The 22,435-nt window shown below is 56.6% G+C and carries 30 protein-coding genes; 2 read left to right on the forward strand and 28 right to left on the reverse strand.

From position 1 onward, the window contains the following. Positions 1–2: 2 nt before the first annotated feature. The 10 genes from AAE029_RS20030 to AAE029_RS20075 form a co-directional block, all read right to left on the reverse strand. Positions 3–1,691, reverse strand: a complete 1,689-nt coding sequence (locus tag AAE029_RS20030) for a terminase large subunit (RefSeq protein WP_371074636.1) — start codon at positions 1,689–1,691, stop codon at positions 3–5. After that, on the reverse strand, positions 1,691–1,909 hold the full coding sequence (locus AAE029_RS20035) for a hypothetical protein (RefSeq protein WP_371074637.1): 219 nt from the start codon (positions 1,907–1,909) through the stop codon (positions 1,691–1,693). Before AAE029_RS20035 ends, AAE029_RS20030 begins: the two co-directional genes overlap by 1 nt. A 238-nt stretch (positions 1,910–2,147) precedes the next feature. Next, entirely contained in the window at positions 2,148–2,507 is a 360-nt protein-coding gene (locus tag AAE029_RS20040; protein WP_371074638.1) for an HNH endonuclease, read from the reverse strand. A 448-nt stretch (positions 2,508–2,955) separates the two neighbouring features. After that, positions 2,956–3,720 (reverse strand): hypothetical protein, encoded by a 765-nt coding sequence (locus tag AAE029_RS20045; protein WP_371074639.1) that lies wholly within the window; start codon positions 3,718–3,720, stop codon positions 2,956–2,958. A gap of 155 nt (positions 3,721–3,875) precedes the next feature. Further along, the gene (locus AAE029_RS20050; RefSeq protein ID WP_371074640.1) at positions 3,876–4,064 is read right to left on the reverse strand and encodes a hypothetical protein; all 189 of its coding nucleotides are present in this window, start codon (positions 4,062–4,064) and stop codon (positions 3,876–3,878) included. Between the two features lie 67 nt (positions 4,065–4,131). Next, positions 4,132–4,389, reverse strand: a complete 258-nt coding sequence (locus AAE029_RS20055; RefSeq protein ID WP_371074641.1) for a hypothetical protein — start codon at positions 4,387–4,389, stop codon at positions 4,132–4,134. Between the two features lie 101 nt (positions 4,390–4,490). After that, the gene (locus AAE029_RS20060) at positions 4,491–4,655 is read right to left on the reverse strand and encodes a hypothetical protein (protein ID WP_371074642.1); all 165 of its coding nucleotides are present in this window, start codon (positions 4,653–4,655) and stop codon (positions 4,491–4,493) included. Positions 4,656–4,677: 22 nt separating this feature from the next. Next, positions 4,678–5,214: a VRR-NUC domain-containing protein gene (locus AAE029_RS20065; RefSeq protein WP_371074643.1), complete on the reverse strand. Its 537-nt coding sequence runs from the start codon at positions 5,212–5,214 to the stop codon at positions 4,678–4,680. A 256-nt stretch (positions 5,215–5,470) separates the two neighbouring features. After that, a complete protein-coding gene (locus AAE029_RS20070) occupies positions 5,471–7,819 on the reverse strand; it encodes a bifunctional DNA primase/polymerase (protein ID WP_371074644.1) in 2,349 nt (782 codons plus the stop codon). Beyond that, positions 7,816–8,367: a hypothetical protein gene (locus AAE029_RS20075; RefSeq protein ID WP_371074645.1), complete on the reverse strand. Its 552-nt coding sequence runs from the start codon at positions 8,365–8,367 to the stop codon at positions 7,816–7,818. The genes AAE029_RS20070 and AAE029_RS20075 overlap by 4 nt, the downstream gene beginning before the upstream one ends. A gap of 83 nt (positions 8,368–8,450) precedes the next feature. Here AAE029_RS20075 and AAE029_RS20080 point away from each other — a divergent pair, with 83 nt between their 5' ends. Continuing rightward, positions 8,451–8,672, forward strand: coding sequence for a hypothetical protein (locus AAE029_RS20080; protein ID WP_371074646.1), 222 nt, complete (start codon positions 8,451–8,453; stop codon positions 8,670–8,672). A 12-nt stretch (positions 8,673–8,684) separates the two neighbouring features. Then, positions 8,685–8,906, forward strand: coding sequence for a hypothetical protein (locus AAE029_RS20085; protein ID WP_371074647.1), 222 nt, complete (start codon positions 8,685–8,687; stop codon positions 8,904–8,906). Positions 8,907–9,371: 465 nt separating this feature from the next. Here the strand turns inward: AAE029_RS20085 and AAE029_RS20090 are convergent, their stop codons facing one another. The 18 genes from AAE029_RS20090 to AAE029_RS20175 form a co-directional block, all read right to left on the reverse strand. Next, complete coding sequence (locus AAE029_RS20090) at positions 9,372–11,258, reverse strand: DNA cytosine methyltransferase (RefSeq protein ID WP_371074648.1); 1,887 nt, start codon at positions 11,256–11,258, stop codon at positions 9,372–9,374. Continuing rightward, entirely contained in the window at positions 11,258–11,455 is a 198-nt protein-coding gene (locus AAE029_RS20095; RefSeq protein ID WP_371074649.1) for a hypothetical protein, read from the reverse strand. Before AAE029_RS20095 ends, AAE029_RS20090 begins: the two co-directional genes overlap by 1 nt. A 182-nt stretch (positions 11,456–11,637) precedes the next feature. Continuing rightward, positions 11,638–12,447, reverse strand: coding sequence for a site-specific DNA-methyltransferase (locus AAE029_RS20100; RefSeq protein ID WP_371074650.1), 810 nt, complete (start codon positions 12,445–12,447; stop codon positions 11,638–11,640). Continuing rightward, positions 12,444–13,259, reverse strand: a complete 816-nt coding sequence (locus tag AAE029_RS20105) for a site-specific DNA-methyltransferase (protein WP_371074651.1) — start codon at positions 13,257–13,259, stop codon at positions 12,444–12,446. Before AAE029_RS20105 ends, AAE029_RS20100 begins: the two co-directional genes overlap by 4 nt. A 91-nt stretch (positions 13,260–13,350) precedes the next feature. Then, complete coding sequence (locus AAE029_RS20110; RefSeq protein ID WP_371074652.1) at positions 13,351–13,638, reverse strand: hypothetical protein; 288 nt, start codon at positions 13,636–13,638, stop codon at positions 13,351–13,353. After that, the gene (locus AAE029_RS20115; RefSeq protein ID WP_371074653.1) at positions 13,638–13,934 is read right to left on the reverse strand and encodes a hypothetical protein; all 297 of its coding nucleotides are present in this window, start codon (positions 13,932–13,934) and stop codon (positions 13,638–13,640) included. The genes AAE029_RS20110 and AAE029_RS20115 overlap by 1 nt, the downstream gene beginning before the upstream one ends. After that, positions 13,931–14,092: a hypothetical protein gene (locus AAE029_RS20120; RefSeq protein ID WP_371074654.1), complete on the reverse strand. Its 162-nt coding sequence runs from the start codon at positions 14,090–14,092 to the stop codon at positions 13,931–13,933. Before AAE029_RS20120 ends, AAE029_RS20115 begins: the two co-directional genes overlap by 4 nt. Further along, a complete protein-coding gene (locus AAE029_RS20125) occupies positions 14,092–14,811 on the reverse strand; it encodes a hypothetical protein (protein ID WP_371074655.1) in 720 nt (239 codons plus the stop codon). The genes AAE029_RS20120 and AAE029_RS20125 overlap by 1 nt, the downstream gene beginning before the upstream one ends. Next, positions 14,808–15,290 carry a hypothetical protein gene (locus AAE029_RS20130; protein WP_371074656.1) on the reverse strand — a complete coding sequence of 161 codons (483 nt, stop codon included), beginning with the start codon at positions 15,288–15,290 and terminating at the stop codon, positions 14,808–14,810. The genes AAE029_RS20125 and AAE029_RS20130 overlap by 4 nt, the downstream gene beginning before the upstream one ends. A 28-nt stretch (positions 15,291–15,318) precedes the next feature. After that, positions 15,319–16,431, reverse strand: coding sequence for an RNA ligase (locus AAE029_RS20135; protein ID WP_371074657.1), 1,113 nt, complete (start codon positions 16,429–16,431; stop codon positions 15,319–15,321). After that, positions 16,428–17,366, reverse strand: a complete 939-nt coding sequence (locus AAE029_RS20140) for an AAA family ATPase (protein ID WP_371074658.1) — start codon at positions 17,364–17,366, stop codon at positions 16,428–16,430. The genes AAE029_RS20135 and AAE029_RS20140 overlap by 4 nt, the downstream gene beginning before the upstream one ends. 65 nt (positions 17,367–17,431) lie before the next feature. Further along, positions 17,432–19,195 carry a DEAD/DEAH box helicase family protein gene (locus AAE029_RS20145; RefSeq protein WP_371074790.1) on the reverse strand — a complete coding sequence of 588 codons (1,764 nt, stop codon included), beginning with the start codon at positions 19,193–19,195 and terminating at the stop codon, positions 17,432–17,434. Positions 19,196–19,574: 379 nt separating this feature from the next. Continuing rightward, on the reverse strand, positions 19,575–20,069 hold the full coding sequence (locus AAE029_RS20150) for a sigma-70 family RNA polymerase sigma factor (RefSeq protein WP_371074659.1): 495 nt from the start codon (positions 20,067–20,069) through the stop codon (positions 19,575–19,577). Between the two features lie 29 nt (positions 20,070–20,098). Continuing rightward, the gene (locus AAE029_RS20155; RefSeq protein WP_371074660.1) at positions 20,099–20,479 is read right to left on the reverse strand and encodes a zinc-finger-containing protein; all 381 of its coding nucleotides are present in this window, start codon (positions 20,477–20,479) and stop codon (positions 20,099–20,101) included. Further along, the gene (locus tag AAE029_RS20160) at positions 20,443–21,381 is read right to left on the reverse strand and encodes an oxidoreductase (protein ID WP_371074661.1); all 939 of its coding nucleotides are present in this window, start codon (positions 21,379–21,381) and stop codon (positions 20,443–20,445) included. The genes AAE029_RS20155 and AAE029_RS20160 overlap by 37 nt, the downstream gene beginning before the upstream one ends. Beyond that, the gene (locus AAE029_RS20165; RefSeq protein WP_371074662.1) at positions 21,381–21,578 is read right to left on the reverse strand and encodes a hypothetical protein; all 198 of its coding nucleotides are present in this window, start codon (positions 21,576–21,578) and stop codon (positions 21,381–21,383) included. The genes AAE029_RS20160 and AAE029_RS20165 overlap by 1 nt, the downstream gene beginning before the upstream one ends. Next, positions 21,575–21,874, reverse strand: a complete 300-nt coding sequence (locus AAE029_RS20170) for a hypothetical protein (protein WP_371074663.1) — start codon at positions 21,872–21,874, stop codon at positions 21,575–21,577. Before AAE029_RS20170 ends, AAE029_RS20165 begins: the two co-directional genes overlap by 4 nt. Next, on the reverse strand, positions 21,871–22,434 hold the full coding sequence (locus tag AAE029_RS20175) for an HNH endonuclease signature motif containing protein (protein WP_371074664.1): 564 nt from the start codon (positions 22,432–22,434) through the stop codon (positions 21,871–21,873). Before AAE029_RS20175 ends, AAE029_RS20170 begins: the two co-directional genes overlap by 4 nt. Position 22,435: the final 1 nt, after the last annotated feature.

The following is a 22,435-nucleotide window of genomic DNA, read 5'->3' on the forward strand; positions in this document are numbered from 1 at the left end:
CTTCACCAGGTAACGGTGATCATGTTGTTTACGAAGTCGTCGAGGTTGTGCTGTCGCGACTCTGGGTTTCGGCTCATCAGCATGACGGCGTTAAACACCGCAACGAGCGGGTCTATCTTCGCCCTTCCGGCTGTCTGCTTCGTGATGAGCACGGCGCCGCCGCGGACTTCTGTCTTGGCGTTGCCCACGCACCAGTTCATCAGACGCGAGCCCGCATGCCAGAACGTCTTGTTCTTGAGTTTGATCTCAATGCCCCACGAGGCCGGAGAAAGTGCAGAACCCTGCCGAATGGCGGTAAGAACATTGCCCTCGATGCCGCGCGAGGAAAGCTCATCAACGAGCGCGCCGATGCCAAACGGGTCAAGTCCGACGCCGTTCTCGTCAGGAAGCAATCCTGATGCCTGCACCATTTCAACGATCTCAGCGGCTTCCCTGATCGGCTGCAGGGCGTCTTCGCAGATGACGAGATCCTTGTCCTCTTCGAAATCGCGAAGAACAGACGCAATGTCCTTGCGTCTTTCCAGAACATCGTCGTGCGCCCAAGCCTTAGTCCAGCAGAGCCAATCACGCGTGTCCCTATCCCGGCCAATGACGGCAAGTCCGAACAAGTCATCTAGGCCGCCTCCGTCTATGCCGATGGTAACGACTTCAGATCGTTCAAGCAGGCTGTCGAGCGTCAACGCGGTTGCCCCGCCCTCCCAGTAGTCTGCGCCTGGCCATCGATCAGAACGAAGGTTGAGGCCGATCTCGACGTTGAGGTGCTTGGAAAGAAACGTGCGGCGCGTGTCCCCGTCGCCAGCCATTTCCTTCTTGAGTTCGTCCTCGAGCCATTCTTTGCTCACCGATCTCCCGATATTCGGATTGGTGATGTAGAAATTTTCAGGCTCTAGGTATGCCTCGCGCTCCCGTAGGTGCCGCGGGTACTCATAAATGACGCCGAGGCTTTTCTTGTCCTCAATCTCGCCATCTCGGAGGCTGCGGTAGTAGTCTAGCTTCGCCTTGAAGACCCCAGCAGGAGGCGCATCTGATTGCGTCGACAAGAAAATGGTGAAGCCTTCCGGCTTCGAAATCAGGCCGCCAGTCGCTTCCCGCAGCATGGCGTCAGCTGTTTCCTTCTTGCCGAACAGCCACAGCTCATCGACGAGAACAAAAGCAGCCTTCTTGCCGGAAACCGTGTCGTTGTCTGCCGCAACAACCTTCAGCGTCGCCTTGGTAGTCTTGTGCGTGATCGTCTTCCGATGATCCTGCACATGAAGCTGGCGAGATAGGACTGGATCCGCGCGAACCATATCGGCGGCAGGCTTGAAAGCGTTGTCGGCGACTTCCTTGGTCGGTGCCAGGATGAGGAGCTCGGCTGAATTGCGCCAGTTCCTGATGAGCGCCGTTACCATAATGCCGGCCGCGATTGTGCTCTTGGAATTTTTCTTGCTTATCAGCAGAAAGAATTCGCGGATTAGGCGCCGCCCAGTTGCGGGGTCGTACGCGCCAAATATAGCAGCTACGAAATCAAAGACCCACTGGCCGCACGCCTCGCCAAATGTTGGCGATCCTGGTGCGTCAACGATTCTAAGCGCCTTGAAAACCGCAAGCGCCGCTTCGGCCTCAGACGGAAACAGTGGTTCGCATGGAACCAGTGATTTCTTGGCGACGATACGATCTTCCCAATCGACGCACGATGTAGTCCAATCCATCAATCACCAGATGCGGTAGGCGGAGGCGGAGGGGTTGCGAACTTGCCCTCGCGAGACAGCCGCTCGGCCTCCTCCTGCTGCTGCTCTTTCTTTCCGCCGGATGCGTCGCTTGCGCGGGCGTGCACGTACGGGGCAGCCGCGATCGCCATGCGGTCACGTCTCTCTGAATCCGACTTGTCGTCGTTCATGACGGTCAGCATATAGTCGAGGGGCGACATGCGGGATTTTCGAGCCGCCGTCTTAATGTCGGGAGCAACCTTTACAGGCTTTGCTTTCGGCGCCTTTGCCCCTTTAGGGCGCCCCGCGCCAGGGCGAAAACCACCGCTCGCCATGAGGGCTCCATTTTGAATAAAAAATCAAAGATTCCGAAAAAGTTGCGCGCATGAGTGGGACGCGGGTTCGGCGACCGGAGGCTTCCAGACTTATGGAATACCCCGTGCATAAGGGATTGCTACATCACCACCAGATGCCCACAGGCGTGGCCTGCTCTTCCTTCTGCTTCTCGGTCGAGTGGCATGCTTCACAAAGGCAGGTAAGGTTGGTTCGATCCCAGAATAGTTCAGGATCTCCGCGATGCGGTATGTGATGATCGGCAACAAGCTTTGATGTGTCTGGCTCGATGACACCGCACCGCTGGCATGTGAACATTGCTTCGGTCAGGACATCCCATCGCATGTCTCGCCATCGCTTCAATCCGTACCACTTACGCCAAGGCGCACGTTGCGCGCGCTCCTGGTCTCTGGTCATTGGCTGCGCTTTGGTGACAGTGGATGGTGCAGATGATAGGCGAGGCTTAAGCGTTGTGAGCTTACCCATTCATCACCTAGAAACGAAAGCGGCGAGGAGCGTGACGGCTTATCATTCCGTTGCTCAACTCGCCGCATGATTACCTGTCGCCAGAGGAGGAGAGCGCCAGGCAATGGGGGATAGGCGCCTTGCCCAAGGGGCGTCCAATCCACCCGTGGCGCTTGCTCCGTTATGGCAACACAAGCGGTCACTCAGTGGCATCTGCGCAGGACATACGCGGGCTCTGGGATAGATGGGATGGCCAGCGGTGCACTCGCTATGCTGTCGCCCTATAAGCGGAAACAGTGGCCATCCCGACGAAAGCAGGAGTTACAATTTCCTGCCTCGCAGATAGTTACCCCAGGCTCGCACGCGGCCTAGGGTCCGTCGCTGGCCGCAGCCTGTGCGCACGGGAACTTTGCAATTCGTTGGGAGTGTCTTCCCCTCATTGCAAAGTTCCGCGCGGTTGAGTACGTACTCAGGCAACCATGTCGCTGCGCCTGATGTCACCGAGCGAGTCTCGAACTGCGAAGAGCGCCATGTGGATAATTGCCCGTCCTGCAGCAATTGCGCCGCTTCTGTCAGCGACACCAGATGTGTTCCCAATCTGTTGGTAAGTCGACCCATCAACCACAGCCATCTCTAAGGGCTCGACCAGGACGCCAAGCCTAGCGCGCAACTCGACAAGTTTGCCTTGCGCATCAATCTTCCGATTTACCGGCTCGTCCCCTTTGTATGGCTTAGGAATGTTGCTCCAATTGCTAACCTTCACCTCTTCAGACGCAGGCACGAGATTGTCGTATGATGGTGGGGCTGTGTATTGCTTGGCCGGGATATCCACATCGGCGGACTTCTTTTGCCGGGGATGCTTGTAGACTACCGTACCGTTCGGCATGACGTAGGAATATCGATCGAGTGCCATTCCGTCGCCGATACTGGCCGTTCTCCCGCCCAACAGAGCGCCGCTATGTGCCTCGTCGTGTATCTTGCGGTAGGCCATAGCGGCCTTCAGAAGTTCTGTGTTTCCCTCGCGGATAAGAGCCGTTGCGAGCGGCCAAGCAATGTTGTCGTTTGCTGCCTTTCCGTCCCAGTCCTTGCCGATCTTGGCTCGCATTGCCAATCGTGCCTTCTGGGCATGCGCGCCTTCTCTCTCATGTTCTGCATACGTCATACGAGCCGGCAGTTCGGATCCGTCGCTTGAAAGTGTACGATGATGCTTGCTGTTGTCGTTTGCTGCTTTCACATTGGCCTCCTGCTGTGGTGTACGGCTCGGTTGTGCCGCTACAGCATATATAAGGTTTCAACGTGCAAATGACAAATTTGTTAAAGCGTAGGAGTGAAGAAAAGAAAAAGGCCGCTCGATGGCGGCCTGTTTTTGGGTGGTGTGGTTGTGGGTGGTTATGCTGCAAGGTCAGAAAGCGACTCGGAGACCTCATCTTCCAAATCAGGGCGCGAGGCAGAAATGAAGGCCGCAAGCTCCTTGCGGATTGCAGCATCATTCTGCTCAAGAACTCTGAATACGTCACTTACGCGAAGCGACTGAACGTTGTCTGCTGCGATCTTGATTGCTGCTTCGATGCGGGTCATTGTCCGTCTCCTCAGTGGTGCGTCGGTGACTATCTTTCTACTCACCTCTGACAAATTTGTCAAGCGGTCACGCGCCAACAGAACAAACTTTCTTCGTCTGATCGCGTACTGTCCGCAAATAGACGCGCAGGCCGTTCTGGAGATCTGCAGACACATTGGTGCGCTCCGCATCGTCAAGCGCCTGCCATGCATACGCCTCGATGAAGCGTGACAGCCGGCAATCCTTGCTGACGACGACTTGTGCAGCGGCTGGCGTGGCTGTTGTCGAGAGTGCTGTTGTTGAGAGCGCAGAGATGGCGGCTACAATTACAATGGTGCGTTTCATATCGGTCTCCTCTTGTGTGGTGGCTGCTGTGCAGCGTGTTTGGTGATGGTGCTTATTTAAGTACATTCTACAAATTTGTCAAGAAGGCAGAAAATGGCAGGCTATTCGCCCTCCTCTACGGCCTTGACTGGCAGACCGTTACGCCCGACACCGGACTCGCCTACCAACCGCTTCAGCGCCTCGTCGCTCATCTTACCCTTGGCCGCCTCTATGATGCGCGCCTTCTGCTCTTCGCTGATCGTGCCGCTTTGCGTTTTGTCGTTCATGGTATCCTCCGTTTCAACGCGACTATAGCGAAGCTGTTGCTGGCAGCGCCAGAGAATTATCATTCGCCGCCAGCCACCTTCGCACCGTTGCTACAGCCTTTGCGGCCGCCTCTTCTGGTGTCGACGCCTCGATAACCTCGATTTCGAAACCAAAGGCGCGCAGGAGCGGAAAGCGCTTATTCTGGCTGTCCGTCAGCGATCCTTCCTCGCCTTTCATTTCCAGGCACCGAAGGATGGCACCATAAAAATACAGACGCAGGTCGGGTTCTCCGGCTGCCATACCGGCCGCCTTCAACTTCACAGCAGCATTGCGACCGCGAAAACCAGATCCGTTCTGGTCTGCGGCAAGCGTGAACGTGCCTGGCCGCACCTTGGTGACGTCGTCGACGTATTCCGGCATTCGCTTAAGTTGTTTGACGACGGCTATCTGCAAATCGATCTCGAGGACTGGTGCGGCTTTGAGCGTTACCTTGGTGCCGGCCGCTGAGGTCGTCGTCACGATGCGGACTCGCTTGCCGTCTAGCAGGGTCGTCTGGGTGCGCTTGATAGATTTGGCCATGGTGGTCTCCTGTGTGTGGTGGTGGTTTTGCGGCCACGGGTGGGTCGCTTCGTTACATAAATATATACTCTCCTGAGACTCACATCATGTAATCATCAATAAAGGTATATATTTGCAACGTTATATAATTGGTTTATTTTCTTTATTTTTCAATTGGTTATTCGGTGCAATCGGAGATGCATTTGTTTGCAATTTCTGCAACGAAGCGAAATTTGGCTACAAAAAAGCGCTTCGTTGCAATGCCGCTGCAACAACGTTATGCGGCCAATTTTTGCTCTGACAACTTCACCTTCACGCCCTTACCGTCGATCTTCGGCTGCTCGATTTCACCGGCAAGAACGAGCCGCTTAATGGCTTGCTCGACCATGCGGTCATCAGCCTTTGATACGCCTCGTTTTCTGACCAACTGTGATTGGGGCAGCGACTTGTCTTTGCTTGCCCGCAATGCGGCCAGGATAGCCTTGCACAGCTCCTCGAACTGAGAGCCAGCCATATACTCCTCGACGCCACGGTTGATAGATGTCAGTGACGCCTGAACGATCGCATGTCCCCACTCAACATCATCGATAGACACGCACGGCGATGATGGGTTTCGACTGATGGCGCGAATAGTCGCCAGCTTGATGGTTTGCTCCGCCGTTCGACCGACAATTCCCTCTGATGCGCCGTTGTCTTCAATCTCGGCAATCTGCCAATCCTCGATGTCCGTCCATCGCTTTTCTGCCTCAGCATCCTCCCATGGAACAGTATGAAGCGATGGCCTCTGCGTTGCCTGCCTCCATGCCGCCTGCGCAAGGTCGCTACCAGACTTCGGGAAATCATCCCTGCACTTCTTTATTGCCGTTATCAGCGATACCGGCGTTACAAGAATAGGTGGAGCAGTGTGACGCTCCGGTCTGACTGTCGGTTCGGCCACAACTAGGCGCGCAACAAAGCCGTCGGTCAGGCTTTCTTCAGTTATGCCCTTGTAAAATGTCGTTGGCGTCGACATCCCCATCAGTGAAACCGTCGGCGAGAATACCGGCTCCGCCGAACTGTCTTTTTCTGGGTCTGCGTGCTCCTTGCCGCTCCACATGCTGGTCGACTTAGAAAATATCTCGAGAAGCACCTTTCGGATCGTCTGCGCCCAACTGGACGACCCGCGCCCATTTACAGACTGAAGGACAACACCGAGCTCGTCCCATGGCATCAGAAACACCGGTCTTCGCCTAACAACCTTCTCGATTGCGGATCCGCTGGTGACTTCGCCAGGGCCGATAAGGAACGGCATTTGCAGGTCAACTGCAAGCGTTTGAACCGCCTTCAGCGGATGCTCCTTACCGAAGCCGGGGCCGGCAATGCCGACGAGATACATATTAAGGCCGGCGCCCGTTGGACCCACCGCGCGACGTCCGAACAAGACGGACATGAACGCGACCGCCGCCATGATCGAGAACTCAGGGACAGGTCTACGGCTCGTGTCATATGCCCATTGCGCGATGGCACCTAGTACCCCGCCCGCCTCTTGCGGAGTGAATGGGTTGTAGTGCTGACGGTTCTGGTTGGCGGGCACTGGCACAACGGCGGGGATGCCTGCCGCATCTTCCTTCGCCTTCCTTGCGGCCTCCGCCTTCTCGCGTTGCTTACGCAGGCTGTTTTCCACCAAGCGCGTTGTGTCGATTGGCGGAGCGTACTGGGTGTCCTGATAGTTCAGTTTTTCCTTCAGCCAGTCTGTAGCAGTATCAAGGCCTGCGCTGAAAGATTGCATAACAACGTCTATTGGCGTGTGGGTGTCGCCGTTTCCCCAGTCCGTAATCCCTTTTTGGCTGAAGGACAAGTTCGGGTTCTCAACGCCTCGCCACTCAGCAACCGCACGGTAGCGACCATCCCCGGTTCGCTTCGTCATCGGCAATCGCAGTTGCGGAACCCACATATCAAGATTAGCCAACGCAAGATCGTTGATCTCGCGCCATATCGTGTCGCCTGCCGCTACACTGGTGTATTCGTGCTCAATGGGTGGGACATAGCCGAATCTCTCAAGAACGGCTTCTATCTTGTCGGCTATGTCGTCATCAATAATCGGCAAATCATCAGGGGAATAATCCTCAAGTGGGTCGCCCAGCCATTGATACGGTTCTTCTGTGTCTGGGTGGATTGTCGGTGGGCAGACTGTCTGCTTTCCGTGAGCAAGCAAGTCGACGATTCGCTCCTGTTTTCCGAAAACAGATATGCTGAACGCTCTGCTGATAATCTCTGGAGATCCGCGAAAAAATGCGGAATATCCCTTCTGCCCACGCTTCTTGACGGGGCTGTCTGGAATTATCTCGGCGAGGGCTGCGCGGATATCCTCGTCATCAGTGTCGATATCGATGACCTTAATGTTGTGATCGAGGGCGACGCAAACTCCGGCCGCTGGCCACTTAGACCACTGCTCGACTTCATCTTCTGTCGGCATGCGGTTGCAGTACTCGTTCCAACCTGTTCGTCCGTGCCAGTACCCACCGATATACAGGCCTGGCCGCTTACTACCAGGACGGCAAGGGATGGCGCTCCATCCTTGGTCAACAAGGGTTGCGCCAACGCGCGAATAAGGTGATCCGATGTCCATTTTTGGAAGTGGCGTCATGCTGCTTTCCTCCGCGGCTGCCATTGAACTATGTTGCCGGACTCACGCCACCGCTGCTGTAGAGCCTTACCCTCAAACGGAGTGCAGAACTCACCGTGTAGAGAGTTGCTAGCCAGATCCTCTGCGCCGAAGTCTAGACGTCCGTCTTCCGTACTCCACAAAGTGCACGGCAGCCCTTCATTGAAGTCTGGCGCATAGGAAAGGTGCTGGTAGATGTAGCCTGCGGTTTTCCAGCTGTCCGTGACATCGTGATCCTTCCACCTGTCAAGCAAGACAATGAAATGGTATCCGAAAGATCGAGCAGCAGCGCGACCATTTACGATCTGGTCGTCGTCTTCATCAAATATCGGCTCTGGCTTTACCTCTGCGATCGCTGATCTGTTTTTGCCATAAAGCAAAAAGTCAGGGACGTAGCCGTCGCAGTCAAACGGTTCATACTCCCACTTCATTCCGCACAAATCGAAGAACGCAGCCCACCTAGCCTCTAGTCGCGATCTGAACTGCGTACCGGCGTACATGGTGGGGATTGCTTTGATGGTGTATGTCACGAATTTCTCCAATTATTTCCATTGACTGACCGGACAGAATGTCCTAGTAAGGATGCACCAACACCACTTGAGGAGACGTAGAAATGAACATCGAAGCCCTTATCGCCAGACGCCTTGCTGCTCCGAAGAAGTTCGAAGCCGTCACACTTTACGCCGACGGCACAGCTAAGAGCCACAAGGCGGAGACGCGCGCGCAGGCTGACAACTTCGCGGCTGGGGAGCGTCGCAAGATCGGACGGTCTCTTATCGACCGCGCCACCGGCGAAAAGGTGATGGTCATCGACGTTTACGTGGCTGCGTTGTGAGGGGGCGCCGACATGTTGAAGCGCGGCACGAAAATAGAATACACCTTCGCAGCCGGAAAGGTCGTTCAGGGAAAGGTCGTCAAGCCACAGCCGGTACCGTTCTACGGCAAGCCGGGTATCGACCTCTGGTATGTGGTGAAGCTCGCTGATGATAGCGGCGTTCTCAGCGACAAGGCGGTCAGCGTCCACTACGGCCAAGTTCGCAACATCGACAATCGTCCTGCCTTTCGATGACTCCTTCTGAGCTCGAAAAACGTTGTTTCGCGCTCTTCGGCCCTCGCTGGCAAACGGCATTCGCGCGCCACTCAGGGGTGGACGCGCGTACCGTTCGACGATGGAAAGCGGGCGATACTCCCGTGCCGCCATGGGTGAACTCCCTGCTTCACGCATGGGAGACGCTTTTGTTGTTCAAGGTGCGGATTGGCGATCCGACTGGATAACATTTATTCGGGCCGTGCTTGCGCCCATTCACCTGCCCCAACACGTTTCCGGCGACGGAGTGCTCAGGCCAAGCGTATTCTGACGAATACGACGGCCGACCGAAGTAATCCGTCCATCTAACGTAGCGGCGAGGCAGCCAGCATAACCAGAACGTTCGTCCGCAATGCGTGACGGGACGCCATGCAAACCACCAGTGCCAAGGCTTTGCTGGCGGGTAGCGCTCGTCGAAAGCTTTTGTGCGTTTGGCTTTCCACTCCATTAAGCGGCCTCCCTTTGTTGTGTGTTGTCGTTGGCTGCTTTGCGCTCGGCTTCCAGCTCTGCGGCAATCTCCTCAACCATCTGAATGCGGCGACCTATCCAGCGCACAACGTTGACAGGCCAGCTATTGCCGAGGCCCTTGTACATCGGCCCGTCCGCAAGCGGCTTGCCGTTGTGGATCACCTGCGAAAGGTAATCGTCGGGGAATCCCTGCAGGCGTGCGCATTCCTTCGGAGTAAGGCGGCGGACGGACCATTCTGTCTGAACGGCTTGCACTTCTGCGCGCGCCTCAAGAGTGTAGGCAATATCAGCCTGCACTCCGACACCATCAGGGCCGCTGTTAGGATTCTCGCGAAGTGCGCCGGCTTGGATCGCGTGGGCGACATATGTTGTCTGCTTCATGCCAGGCTCAGCCGAGAGCGCACCACTGATCGACCCATCGCCATTCTGCAGTCTGACTTCGTCGCGGCTGTTTTGGGCGAATGCAATGGCTGTGCTATGGCCGCTTGCGTCTAGCGTGTAACTAGTGCCATCTATATTCACGCCAAGCCCGTATGTCGGCTCGCCTCCAAGTTTCGGGTTGAACGCGATCGGAGCCAGTACGTGCGGCTTGTCACCGCCGCCTTGGCTTGCACGGAGCGCATGAGCGACATCATCGCCCATCTCTATTGTGCCGCCATCTTCGCGCCCACGGATGGCCACAGACACAGGCACAATAGGCGTTCCCCTGCCCGTACCGTCTTCGCTCGCGTCATAGCCTTCGCCTTTTAGGGTATGGGCAACGAGATTGCTGTCGTCCTCCTGCCTACGGCCGGCATAGCCTCCCTTGCCATTTGTATTTTCGGATCCTCGCGTCAGTGTTGAGGCTACGTCCGGAGACACAATAAGGTCCGATGGCGATTTGTAATCGCGAGCACTGTTAGTGCTCGCAATAGGATCTGTCCCATATTCGCCGCTCGACTGGCGGTCGAATGTCATTACAGGCACATACGTTTCCTTGCTGTCATCGTGGCTGCTATTGCTCTTCGCAAGCAGCGGCTGGCTTACTAGTCCTCCGTCTGGTTCGAAGTCTGAGCCAGGTCCGCCACCGCCCTGAGCGCGCGCGCTAATAGTTGCGGCAGGCTTTTGCCCCGCTTGCCGGCTCGGCGCAGGATTCCCAGACATGCTTTCGGGCTCAAGTAATACCGCTGCGGCACGTCGCCAGTCTCCAAGATATCCGACAACGAACACACGCCGACGTCTTTGTGGAACTGCTCTGGCAAAGCCGTCCACTCTGACGTATTGAGCGTCACGCACGACATATGACCACCCATACCCGAGTTCTGAAAGTCCGGCCAGAAAGCAGGAGAAAGCATGACTTTCGTCTGCGTCGTACTCGTCCTCGACCACGACCTCTTCCCCGTCTCCGGGTCCGTCACCGGAGTCCAGATCGATTTCCGGCTCACGCGGATCGGGAGAGACGTGGGTAACACTTGATAAGATTCCGGGGACGTTCTCGAAAAGAACCCACGTGGGGCGATACTTGTCAACGATTGCAAGGAACGTGAGGGAGAGGTTTCCTCGAGGGTCATTAAGGCCCTCGCGAAGTCCCGCGACGGAAAACGCCTGACAGGGGGTTCCTCCGCAAACAATGTCAATTGGCTTGCTGCCGTCTTTGCCATATTCGGGCCACTCCTTGAATTTTGTCATGTCGCCGAGGTTAGGCGTGGTTGGATAATGGTGCTTCAAAACCGAACAAGGAGCGGGTTCAATCTCTGCGAACGCCGCAGCTTTCCAGCCGAGCGGATGCCATGCTACCGATGCAGCTTCGATTCCAGAGCAGACGGATAGGAAGCGCAGACCGGTGTGGTTGTCACCAACCGGTGAATTATCATTGTCATGTTCCATCAAAACGGCGCCTCATTGTCTCTCAAGCTCTCCCGCAACCGCGTGGCGCACCCTTCCCAGATCGCCTTGCAGAACATGAGCACGTCGAGCTCGTCTAGCAGCGACAGATCGTATGTTCCCTTGGCGTCGAGCCAAGCGCCGCCTGCATCTCTGCCGCCCTCGAGGGCCTTGACTTCGTAAAGTGAAACTCTGTCCAATTTCGTGAGATCTCCTGCTGCGACCATACAAGGCTTGCACATGTAACCTGGGTCTTGCGGCCTTTGGCCGGGTGTTGGGCGGCCGATTCCGAACGCCATCATTCCACAGCACTTGCATATTGTTGGGTTTCCCTGTGGATCAGCTGTCGGCGTGAACGGCAATATTGCGGGACCGGGGATTTTCATGCGGCGGCTCCGATTGTGAATAAGTCACCGACTGGTGAGTTGTCGTTGGCAGGGACGGCCAGCACGGCGCGTGGTTGCGCTGGCGCGGCAACGGGGGCGCCGTTGATGCGGTCGGATGCGATGGAGAAATAGTCAGGATCTCTCTCAATGCCGATGAAGTGGCGGCCGGTGTTCTTAGCTGCGACGCCGGTGGTGCCGGAGCCCATCGTATTGTCGAGCACAGTTTCGTTGGGGTTGGTGTAGGTGCGGATCAGATATTCCATGAGGGCGACGGGCTTCTGGGTGGGGTGAAGCGAGCCATGCTGTTTGTCGGTCGAAAACGTCTGAACGCTGCGCGGATATCTTTCGGTTGAATCGTATGGAGGCTTAGCTCCATGCTCACCATAGTTGGTGCTCTGCTTGGCGTTTACCTGCGTTGCGGTTTTGCGCGCATGGCCAGTCGTCTTCTGAGGATGGTATGTCGGCATGGCGCGATAGAAGACTAGCACGTTCTCGTGAGCTTTCATCGGGCAGCGCTTGGCGTTCAGGTGTCCGGTTGCCTCTGTTTTCTCCCAGATCCATTCGTATTTCAAATACTTGAGGCACGAAACCCCAAGTACCTTGTCGAACGGCGTCTGCGCCGTCAGCACGACAGCACCGTTCGGCTTCACAACGCGCCAATATTCCGCCCAAAGCCGATCGAGCGGAATGACAGAATCCCATTTGTTCTGCGTCGTGCCATACGGCAAATCGCACAGCACCATGTCCACCGATCCGGCGGCGATCGTCGGCAGGATCTCGAGGCAGTCACCATTGTGGAGCCTCATGCCGCCACCACCTGCGCAACCGGGATGTTGTCATTGTCACCGACTGGTGATGTTGCGAATAGGCTGGCCGGCTTTTTCGCTTTGCGCGGTGCCTCGACGAACATGTCGCCCTGCGCGTAAGCTTTCTCGATGCGCTCGCAGGCCACGTCAAAATACTTCGGATCCAGTTCGATGCCGATGAATTTTCGGCCCATTTTGGAGCACGCAACTCCTGTCGTGCCAGAACCCATGAATGGGTCGAGGATGGTCTGGCCAGGGTTGGTGAATAACCCAACAAGCTCCTGCATGAGCGGCAAGGGCTTCTGGGTCGGGTGCTGACCGCCGCCTGGCGTGTTCTTGTTGTGCCTGAAGTTGCCGGGTCGACCGCCGCCGTTCCACGATGAGTGGCCTTTGCCATACCACGCAGACACCATCATTTCGTGGCCAACGCTCGGTCCTTGGCCGTTGAACTGCGGCATTGCGTCAGGCTTAATCCAAACCATGGCCCGCTTGTACTTAGCGCCGCTGGCCTCGATATCATCGCGCCAGGCCCTGACGCCTTCAGCCATGCAGAAGAATATTCCCCAGCCAGCGCAGAGACGCTTCACGGCGAGCGCAACGTCTCTTCTCATTTCATCGATAGCAACAAATCCGAGTTCTTCGTGTCGCACATGCGAAGAAGGGGCATTGCGCGAGAGCGTGCCCCATTTATCTTGCATAACGGCCTCATAAGGCGGGTCGCTTATGACGTGATCCACCGGCTCAAGGCCGGCCATAACCTCCAAGCAATCGCCGTTGTAGAGCACGGCATCGCCAATGCGTTCAATGCGCATATCGTCTCCTCTGTGGTGTCCCGCGCGTTGGTGGCGCGCGGTGTAGTGTGTCCGAAGATTGTATATAAAAACTGGTCGGCCCGACTGCGCGCTAGGGCGCGGCAGTGGGGCGCTCGTCGAGCCAGCGAAACCAAGTAGCAACGGCCCGCTCTAGGCGAGCCTTGGCGTCTTCAATGTTGGTGTAGCGGTCGGTGGGATTCTTTATTCCCGGCAGATCGACCCGCACCGCATATTTGAGCGGATCATCGCGCGTTGTCGAGGAATAGAAGGCAGCGCCTACGACAACCTTTCCGATTCGGAAGTTCTCGCCAAGCTGGTGTTTGCCCGTTTGCCGCTCCCATGCGCCAGGCAAGCGGCTGAATTGCTGGCGAGGCTCCATCACGAAGTCCTCTCTTCACCGATGGCGAGCCGCAACAACGCCGAAGCGGAAAGCCTTAAACCAGCCGCACTGGCGCGGTGATGGACGGCGTTCTCAGCGGCGCGCTTCCTAACGTCGGCAGGCAGGCGCGGCTCGTCTTTCGCCATGTCGTCGCAGCCTGCCGCCTGCTTGTCGTGCCACTGTGCGGCAATATGGTATGCTTCTGCGGTGACACGTTTCTCCCTCGCCACACCCGCAATGATGCGGGCGGCTTGAACAGCAGCGTTGCCGTGGGCAATCATGATTGTTTTGGTCATGAGGCAAGTTCCTCTTCGACATACTTCTTCAAGCCGGGAAGTGACGACCAATTGTTTTTGAAGTAGATGATGTCGTCCAAGAACGTCTCGCGATCCTTCTCACTGCACCACCAAATAGCGGCGCGGCTTACCGCTTTTTTCAGAACCTCTGGATCCATCACGCCGCCACCCTCTCATCAAAAATCCGAAAGCCCGGAACGGCACGAGCCCCCGCCCTCACCTGCTCTTCAGCATTCCGCTGAGCAACGGCCAGCACTTCCTCCTTGGCGCGCGCCCAGCACCATTCCATAGCGGCCTCCTCGTCGACGAGCTCAGCACGCCAAACAGTCCGCAACCCCAACCCCGTCGTCGCCGCCTTATTGGCACGGCCAGCCGACCGCTCCAGCCGCTTCGCATCGGCCAGCAGTTCTTCAGCCTCTTCCCGTGCAGCAAGGTTCCCCGACGACGAGCGGATTGCCTCCTGAGCCGCCAATCGCGCGTCCTCTGCCTCCTTGGCTACACGCGCGGCTTCTGCGGCCTTTTCTGCGGCAACCTTTGTGCGCCATGGAGTGAGCAAAGCGTCGAGGGCGGACTTGGCCATGTCGACCTTGCCGCGCTTCGGCTGGATGTAGACGTTGTATCGATCTTGGATGGCCTTGACCTGCTCGTCGAGCGGCTTCTTCTCCTCGACGCGCAAGACATCGGCCCGCTTTCCGGCCTCGTGGATTTGCGTGCGGAGGTTGTCGATGGCGTCGTGCATTTCGGATGACGTGATGGGCTCGCCGTCTGCCCAATTCTTGGCCTCATCGAAGAGGTCGTTGATCTCTGCCGAAACCAGATCGAAGGGTGACTGGTTGTGGCCAACGGTAGCGATTGCGGTGGGGTCGAAGTCGGTCATGCGGAGACCACAGCGCCGGGACGACCATCACCAAGACCAGACGAAATCATGATGGACTGCAAAATCTGCATGCTGTCTTCCTGCTTGCGGAGAGCATCACGAATGTCGTCCGTGTGCTTCTTGGCGGCCGGCCATACCTCATCATGCAGAAGTTTCGCGAACTGCTCGCGCGCATGCGGTGGAAGCTTTCGCGCTGCACCTAACATTGCATCAGCACTGAACTGGTTTACGCCGGTACCATTGGCGTCTCGGCCTTCAAAGTCGAAATGCCAAGTGAATGTCAGTCCTGCGTCGTAGTCATGGGCGTTGACGCGCGCAGATGAAGGTCCGTTAAGGCGATACGATCCTCCGGCAGCAACGCTAGTCGCCAGATGCCAGGGCAAATCTTCGTCGTCGCTATCAAGATAAATTTCAGTCTGGCCGATTGCCTTGTAGTGTTCGGCAAGGCGCTTGCATGAATTGTAGCTTTGTCTTCTCATATCAGTCTCCTCTATGCGGTGTGGGTGGTTAGGCTGCCCATCGGGCGTTATGCAGTTCTCGGTGTTCATCAACGGCGGCTTGGCTGGTTGCGCCCGCAATGATGCGGGCTCGCACAGCTTCGCCGGCATCAACGCCCTTGCGGATGGTGAAGGCCAATGGCTGCAACAGCTTCGGCAATCGCCTAACGTGATCGAGCGCAAATTCTTTCTGCAGCACGTTCTGGTTTGCCGCAACAAACCGGCTGAGTTCGGCGACAGTGCGCGCAATGCCAGCCTCTACAGCATCGCGGTAGGATCGCGCCGCATCTGCGTCTGGCTCGTCAAGAAGCGGCAAGACGTCATCAAGGCCACCCGACAGCACAAGCGCCAGGATGTTCTTTTCCTGTAGGATGCTGTCTTTCGCCTTGTGCTTCAGGACGTAATCGTCACCCTTCGCCTTGACCCATAGGCCGTTATCGAATCGGACGACAAAGCCCTCCATTCCAAGAACGGTGCGCGCGTATGCTGCAAAGCCTTCGCCGGTGGTGTGGCTGGAATTGTGGATGGTGACGATAGGCATGCACATGTATCCAGCCCATGACTCGCAGAAATAGCGAGTGGTGTAGGAACCGCTGATAGTCTCGCGAATGGCTAGAAGCGTCAGGCGGCTATTATCGTATCGAACAACAATACGGTTATCCGGGGCGGTCCATTCAAATATAGGCGTATAGCCATTGCGCAGCAGCGTGCGGCAGCCTCGCTCCACATCAGGCGTCAGATGCCGCTCCGCCTTCATCGCAACATCTGTGCGACCCATGCGCGTCATAAACACGACTTCGCCGCCGACGATGGCAGGATGGATCATGGATCCATCAAGCTTCTCCATGACGGTGTGCTGCTCGGTGAAATCCAAAACGCCAGACTGCGTGTCGGAGCGCTCGTTGATGTTAAAGAACTTGTGCAGAGGCCGAGCCAAGATGCCGCCGTCAGGTGCGAACTTCAATCCGCGGCACTCGACGCGAACAGAGTCATCAAAGCTGTCAGCGAGCGAATAAACGTAGTCGATGACGCTGTAGCCATCCTTATGCGCAACAATGAAATCAGATCGGCCTTCAATATGAGGCAGGACGTCGTTGATATTGTTGATGCTGGCGTGGCTCATGCTGCCGCCCTCCAGTCGTTGACCCGAAGGTCAATAACGTGGACGTTTGGCAGTCCGTCACCGGCCAAGATGTCACGCAAACTGGACTGCATGCGCTCATGATGTGCCTCTACCAGCGATTTCTCGCCAACCATCACATCATTGCGCCAGCCTCCGTGCCTCACCTTATCGAATAGCGGCCTATCCACGACAACGTAAGAGATGCGCGCGCCCACAGGAGCCAACGCAACACACGCTAGCCGATCACGTCTTCTGAGGTTGGTTGCGTCGATGCATACCGGCAGGCCACTGTCGAGACGCGCCTTGGCGATGCGGTGCAGAGCCGTGAACACGTCGTCGTTGCGAGATTGGTCGCGGAGATCGCCTGTGTATTCGGCGCGCAGTTCGTCGCTCGAGATGTATCCTGGCAGTCCCTTGGCGTATGTAGTCTTGCCAGCGCCGCTTGGCCCGACCATCAGCGTAAGCAGTGGGCCGTCCGTAGCCGGCGCAATCTTGCGTCCGTCACCTTCCCAATCGGCCACGACCTGAAAGCAAGGAATGCCTTCCGCGCGCCACATGTCGACAACGCGCTGGCGATCATCGTAGACGATGTCTGGCCTTACCTCTTCCTGATGCAGCCAATGGCGCTTCAGGACCGCGTCAGGAGTATTGTCCCCGTCCGCACGCATGTGTTGAAGGAAGCATGGGTCGATGCCATGACGGTCGAGCCAGTCTTCAGTTTGACGGCGCACGACATCGGATCGAGCCGACCAGACGCGAACCTTATGGCCGGCGTCCAGATGGGCCTTGAATGTTGCTATAACGTGCAGGTGCGGCATGTCGTCAACGCACGCAGCGAAAAAAGATTTCCAATCGGGCTTTTGCGTGCCGCGCACGAAATGAACTCTATGGCTGATGTCAGCCAGAGTCCCATCAAGGTCGAAAACGACGAACATGCAGTCTCCTCTATGTGGTGGTTTGGTATCTGCACGGTAGAAACTTTTTACAAATTTGTCAAGGATCAGAAGGGCACGGAATCGTCCATCTCCCATTCCCAATCCTGCATATTCGTCTTCACAGATGCGGGTGCATTGTCATTTGCGGCAGCTGGCGTGTTATCGTTTTCGGCAAGACGCTCGCCGGCGACATGGCCGACAACATCCCAATACTTGCCGTTGGGCTTGACGTGGATTTCAACCGTGTCAACTAGCTCATCCTGCCTTTGGAGCCATTCAAGCGCCGATGACGGAAATGGCCTGGATCCTCCATGAGCAAGCCATACCCTATCGCTCTTCGTTTTCGGGTAGCCTTTATGACCAGGGCAAGCCCACTCGTTTATCGACGTCATGCCGCATAGGTACGTGATTTTGACGCTGTCGGCCTTCCCGTCCTTGCCAGGATGTATGCGGAAGGTGCGAGACGAGACCATGCGGGATTCGGGTTCTGCAACCGTAGCCAATATCGCAACATCGGTCGGCTTTGCCGTAAATCCTGGCTTCTCGACGAACTCAAACTCCTGCCCACAGTTCGGGCATACGCGCGCACTCGCTGCGCAAATCTCCTCGCATTGCGGGCAGAGCTTGATTGGCGGCTCGCCGGTCCCCTTCCCCGGCTTCTTCGGCTGCACGCAATCAACAGGACCGTGGCGCTCGATGTTGCCGGCAAAATTCATGTAGCGACAATTAGGCTTAGGTCCGCGCGCAATCGCAGCCTTGCGGCCTTCTGCGTCAGTCGAATCTGGGTCGAAGCCTGTAGGCCAAACCACGCGCGTTCCGCGAACGGCACGCTGCACATAGCGGTTTGTCGATTCCGTCGGCGCCAAGTCGGCGACCAGATCAACGCGCGGTATATTTGTGCCTGTGGACAGAACGTTATCGTTCGTGCAGCCCCACAGGCGGCCAGACTTCAAGTCCTCGATAATCTTTCGACGTTCGCCCTTCGGCGTTCCGCCATGCAGTACTTCGCAGGACTTTCCGTAGGAACGGATCTCATCGCGGACATGGGTGGCGTGGTCGATACCATTGCAGAATATGATTGCAGTCGTGCGGTTCTCAGCGTGAGCTGCAGCCATGATTTCCGCCACAGCGGCGCGCGTCAGCTCTTCCTTATCTGTGGCTTTTGCCAAGTCTGATTTCTTGAAGTCTCCGCCGAGTCGGCGAACGCCCTTCATGTCATAGCTGAAATCGCACGGCTTGCTGGTAAGGCGAGTTAGGTATCCATCCTCGATGCCTTTCGCCAGGTCGTACGTGTAGACGGTCTTGTCGAAAAGCCTGTCCTCACCCTCATCAAGCCTGCCGAAATCGAGGCGATAGAGAGTTGCCGAAAAACCAACGATCTTCATGTCTGGGTTGATGAGGAGAAGCGCAGCGATCAGCTTGCGATACATCGTGTTCCCGTCGTTTGGAACGAGATGCACTTCGTCAATGATCATCACATCGACATGGCCGATCTGCGCCGCCTTATCCCAAACCGTCTGCAACTGCGCAAACAGCACCTGCGCACGGCTGTCCCGCCGGCCAAGGCTTGCCGCATAGATGCCTGCGGGGGCAAAGGGATTCATGCCAATAAACTCCCTGAAGTTTCCTTCAACGAGCTCTTCCACATGAACGCATGAGAGAATGCGCATATTCCAGCCATCGAGCAGTCGCTGGATAAGCATGGACATTGTGCCGCTCTTGCCGGAGCCGCCAGCCATTTCGACGAGCGGGTGGCCCGCCTCTTCCGACCAGTAGTCGAAAATAGCGTCGACGGCTTCGATCTGATAATAGCGCGGGGAGAAGGGCATCACGCCACCCTCCGCGCTCGGTTATCGTTCTCGTGTCGATACCGTTGCGGCTTGCCAGCCTCATACCAGAACGCAACGCGCGGTGGCTCATGGTAGCAAGCGATCACAATGGGATCGGCGTAAGCATACTTTCGCTCTGCCTTGCGTAATGTTGCTCCGCTCTCCTTAGCTGTGTCGACGATTAGCAACCTCCCAAGATGCGTCGGGCACCTGGAGCCGAATGGTATGAACGGAATGCCAAGGAGATGGCTGGCGTAAACAGCCGCAATCGCGCCAGACCTCCCCGGCCCTGTGACGCTGCCTATGTCGATGTCGTCCGTGTCCGCAGAAAGCACTTGGCAAATGCGGCCATAGAATTCTGGTTCGGTCACAATGCGCATCACGCCACCGCCATCAACTGCGCCCGCGCCGCCTTGATGCGCTGACAAATGCGCTCGCCTGTGAGGCCAGCCATCCGACCGATAGAATTCTGGCTGTGTCCGATCGCAAAGAGCATCAGCTCTTCGGACCCTTCACCAATGCCAGCAATGGTTCTCAGCGTTGAAGAGGCGATTGCGGAAGTCTCTTGTGTAGCTGGAGACGGGATGTCGACGTCGGAAATATCGACGTGCTCGTACCTTCGCGAAGGCGACAGCCGGCGCGACTGAGCCTTTGACCTGATGGTGAACTTGCACCATTTCTCGAAATTTCCGTCCTCGCGGTACGATCGCCAGTTGCGCAGAACGGCCTCGATCATATCGCTTATGACGGCTTCCGCCTCATCAGCATTTGCGGTCATGCGGCGCGCATATTTGCGCACCTTGGGAAGTGCCTTCACCAATAGGTCGTCAAAAGCGGCTGGCCTATCTTTTGCTGCGTCGGGTGGCGTGGTCATTGGTGGTCTCCTCTATGTGGTGTGGGTGGTTAGGCGTTGGTGGCGCCGCTGATAACAGCCAAAATCTTTTGGACTGCGGCGGGCACTAATAACGCCCGCTCCTTCGGCATATGCATCATGTGGCAGTCGCTCTCTGGCCAGCCTGTCGACCAAGACAAGGCTCGGTAAGCCTCGCCTCGCGATAGGTGTCCAGATTTCCAAAGCCGATCGAAGACACGATGCGCCTCCTTCCTAGCTTCGTGCGTCTCGGCGTCAGCTAGCGGCTTGTTTCCCCATGACCAAAGCCCGCAGCAATCATGGCGTCGGCCGTATTGCGTCATTGTGCGTTGTGCTCGCTCGCCGCAGATAGGGCATATCGGCCGCGGCTTCTTGCTCACGCGACCTCCTCGCGGCTTGCGCCATCGGTCCATATCTCGCCCGTATTCAACTCGTATGTAACGGTCTCGGCGGCCTCGTCGCAATCAATCTGACGGCCGGGCACGAGCGCTGGTACGTGTAAATGGGCTGGGCAAGCTTCTTTCTGCTCGTCGAAGCTCAATGGCTTCGCGAATCTGGAACAAGACCAATGACCGTCTCCGCCCATCTCAGGCGTGCTGAACAGACAAGAGCGGCACGTCACGCGCGGCCATGCGCCTTCTTTGCAGATTGGCTTGTGGCGGCAGAATGTGCATTCAAACCAATCAGGCTTGTCAGAAATGCGCGACGGCGGTTCTGGCGAATTGATTATGCGCTCGAGGCGAGCGAGCAGCCTAATTGTCCATTCTGCGTCATATTCGATGCGCTCGGCATAGAGGCTGTCGGAGTCCTTGCAACTGACCAGATACAGGCAGCGCGTCAGGCCGAACGCATGCATTCCTAGCTGGCACTGTCCATAATGAAGTGGCTTCCCCTCCTTGCATCTCTTCTTTTCAATGATCGCAAAATTTTTCTTATTCGCACTTTTGAATTCCAGCAGATGTTCGGTCTTCGGCGCTTCTGGAATACCGAATGCACGACCGTCGCATTTTCCACGGACGTGGGCGCCAACCAGACGGATCTTGTCTTGTTGTCCGAATACCTCGATGCCGATACGCTGAAGGTCTTCGACAAGGCGCTCTTCTTCAATATTACCGGTCTGGAAAAGACGCAGCTGCTTGCCAGTGTGACGCTCTAATGGCGAGCTCCAGCGGAACGAATACCAGAGTGCGCGGTCGCATGGATCGTTGGCTTCGCCGACACTGATGCCCAACGAGTCCCAGTATTCTGCCGCGGCTTCGTACGCCTCGTAGATGAGGCGTACGGTTGAGGGCGTTGGACGGGGAATGGGAGCCATCAAACAAACTCTTCCATGCCGCGCCACAGACGGTAGTCGTCGCCCACGGCCTCGTAGAAGCGCGAGGCGTACTCGCCGCCATGTGTCTCTTGCAGGAAGCTCGCAATCCGTGGCGCGTAGTATTCAGGCACGTTTTCGGCGACCAAAATGTCAGCTACGCTCTCGCGATCAAAGTTGTCTTTTGCAATGATTTTCATATATCCATCTCCTTCGTAAAAAGGCAGCGCGCCGGTCTCTCCGGGTCCTGGCGAAACGCCTTGCACCACGGCATGCCGTCGCGGATGATCCATTCGGGCGGTTGGTATTTGGGCGACCAGAACATCTGATCCTGTATCGGGCACGCGCCATCGACTTCGTCGCCGAATTCGTCTTCCCAATCGCCATCGCCGTTTCGGTTAAGGCAATGCGCGCACCATTTTTCTTGGGAATCCATTCCATCAGTGCCATTGGCGGGCCGCCACAGCCTGCCTTCTTGTGCCGCGAGAGAGGTCATGCGGCCACCTGCTTGAGGATATTGTCGTTAGCCGGTAGCCCATGGTTATGATGAAAGCCGAAATGCTTTTCGGCTTTCTCTCTTGCGGTGATGGCGTCTTGCTTTTCCGAGAAGTAACCAAGGTGATGGTTCTTGTCGCCGACCTTAATTCTGGCGTACCAGCAGCGTCGCTGCTTAAACCAATAGACTCCTATGCGACCGCTGGTATTGTCGGATGGAAGCGACGTGTTCTGCGCATTGCCGCTGTGGTTTACCTCGCGCAGGTTTACAAGTCGGTTGTCTGTCCTGACGTGATTTTCGTGGTCAACCTGCTCCGGCCAGTAGCCATGCACCATTGCGAAAATAACGCGATGCACGAGCATCACTTTCTTCTTCAGGTTCAGATACAGGTATCCGTTGTTAAGCTTTGCGCCTACTTCCTTACCGGCGAATCTCGTATTCCACGCGAGGTGCGTCCTACGAAGCTTGAAGTGTTCTGGAGAAGCTTCTCGCCAGAACAACTTTCCTGTCTCTGGGTCGTAGCGTAGGCGAAGGCGTAGGTAATCTATGGTAATTTCCACG

It is taken from the genome of Sinorhizobium sp. CB7 (genome assembly GCF_041357635.1).
In the GTDB taxonomy this organism is placed as follows: Bacteria; Pseudomonadota; Alphaproteobacteria; order Rhizobiales; family Rhizobiaceae; genus Rhizobium.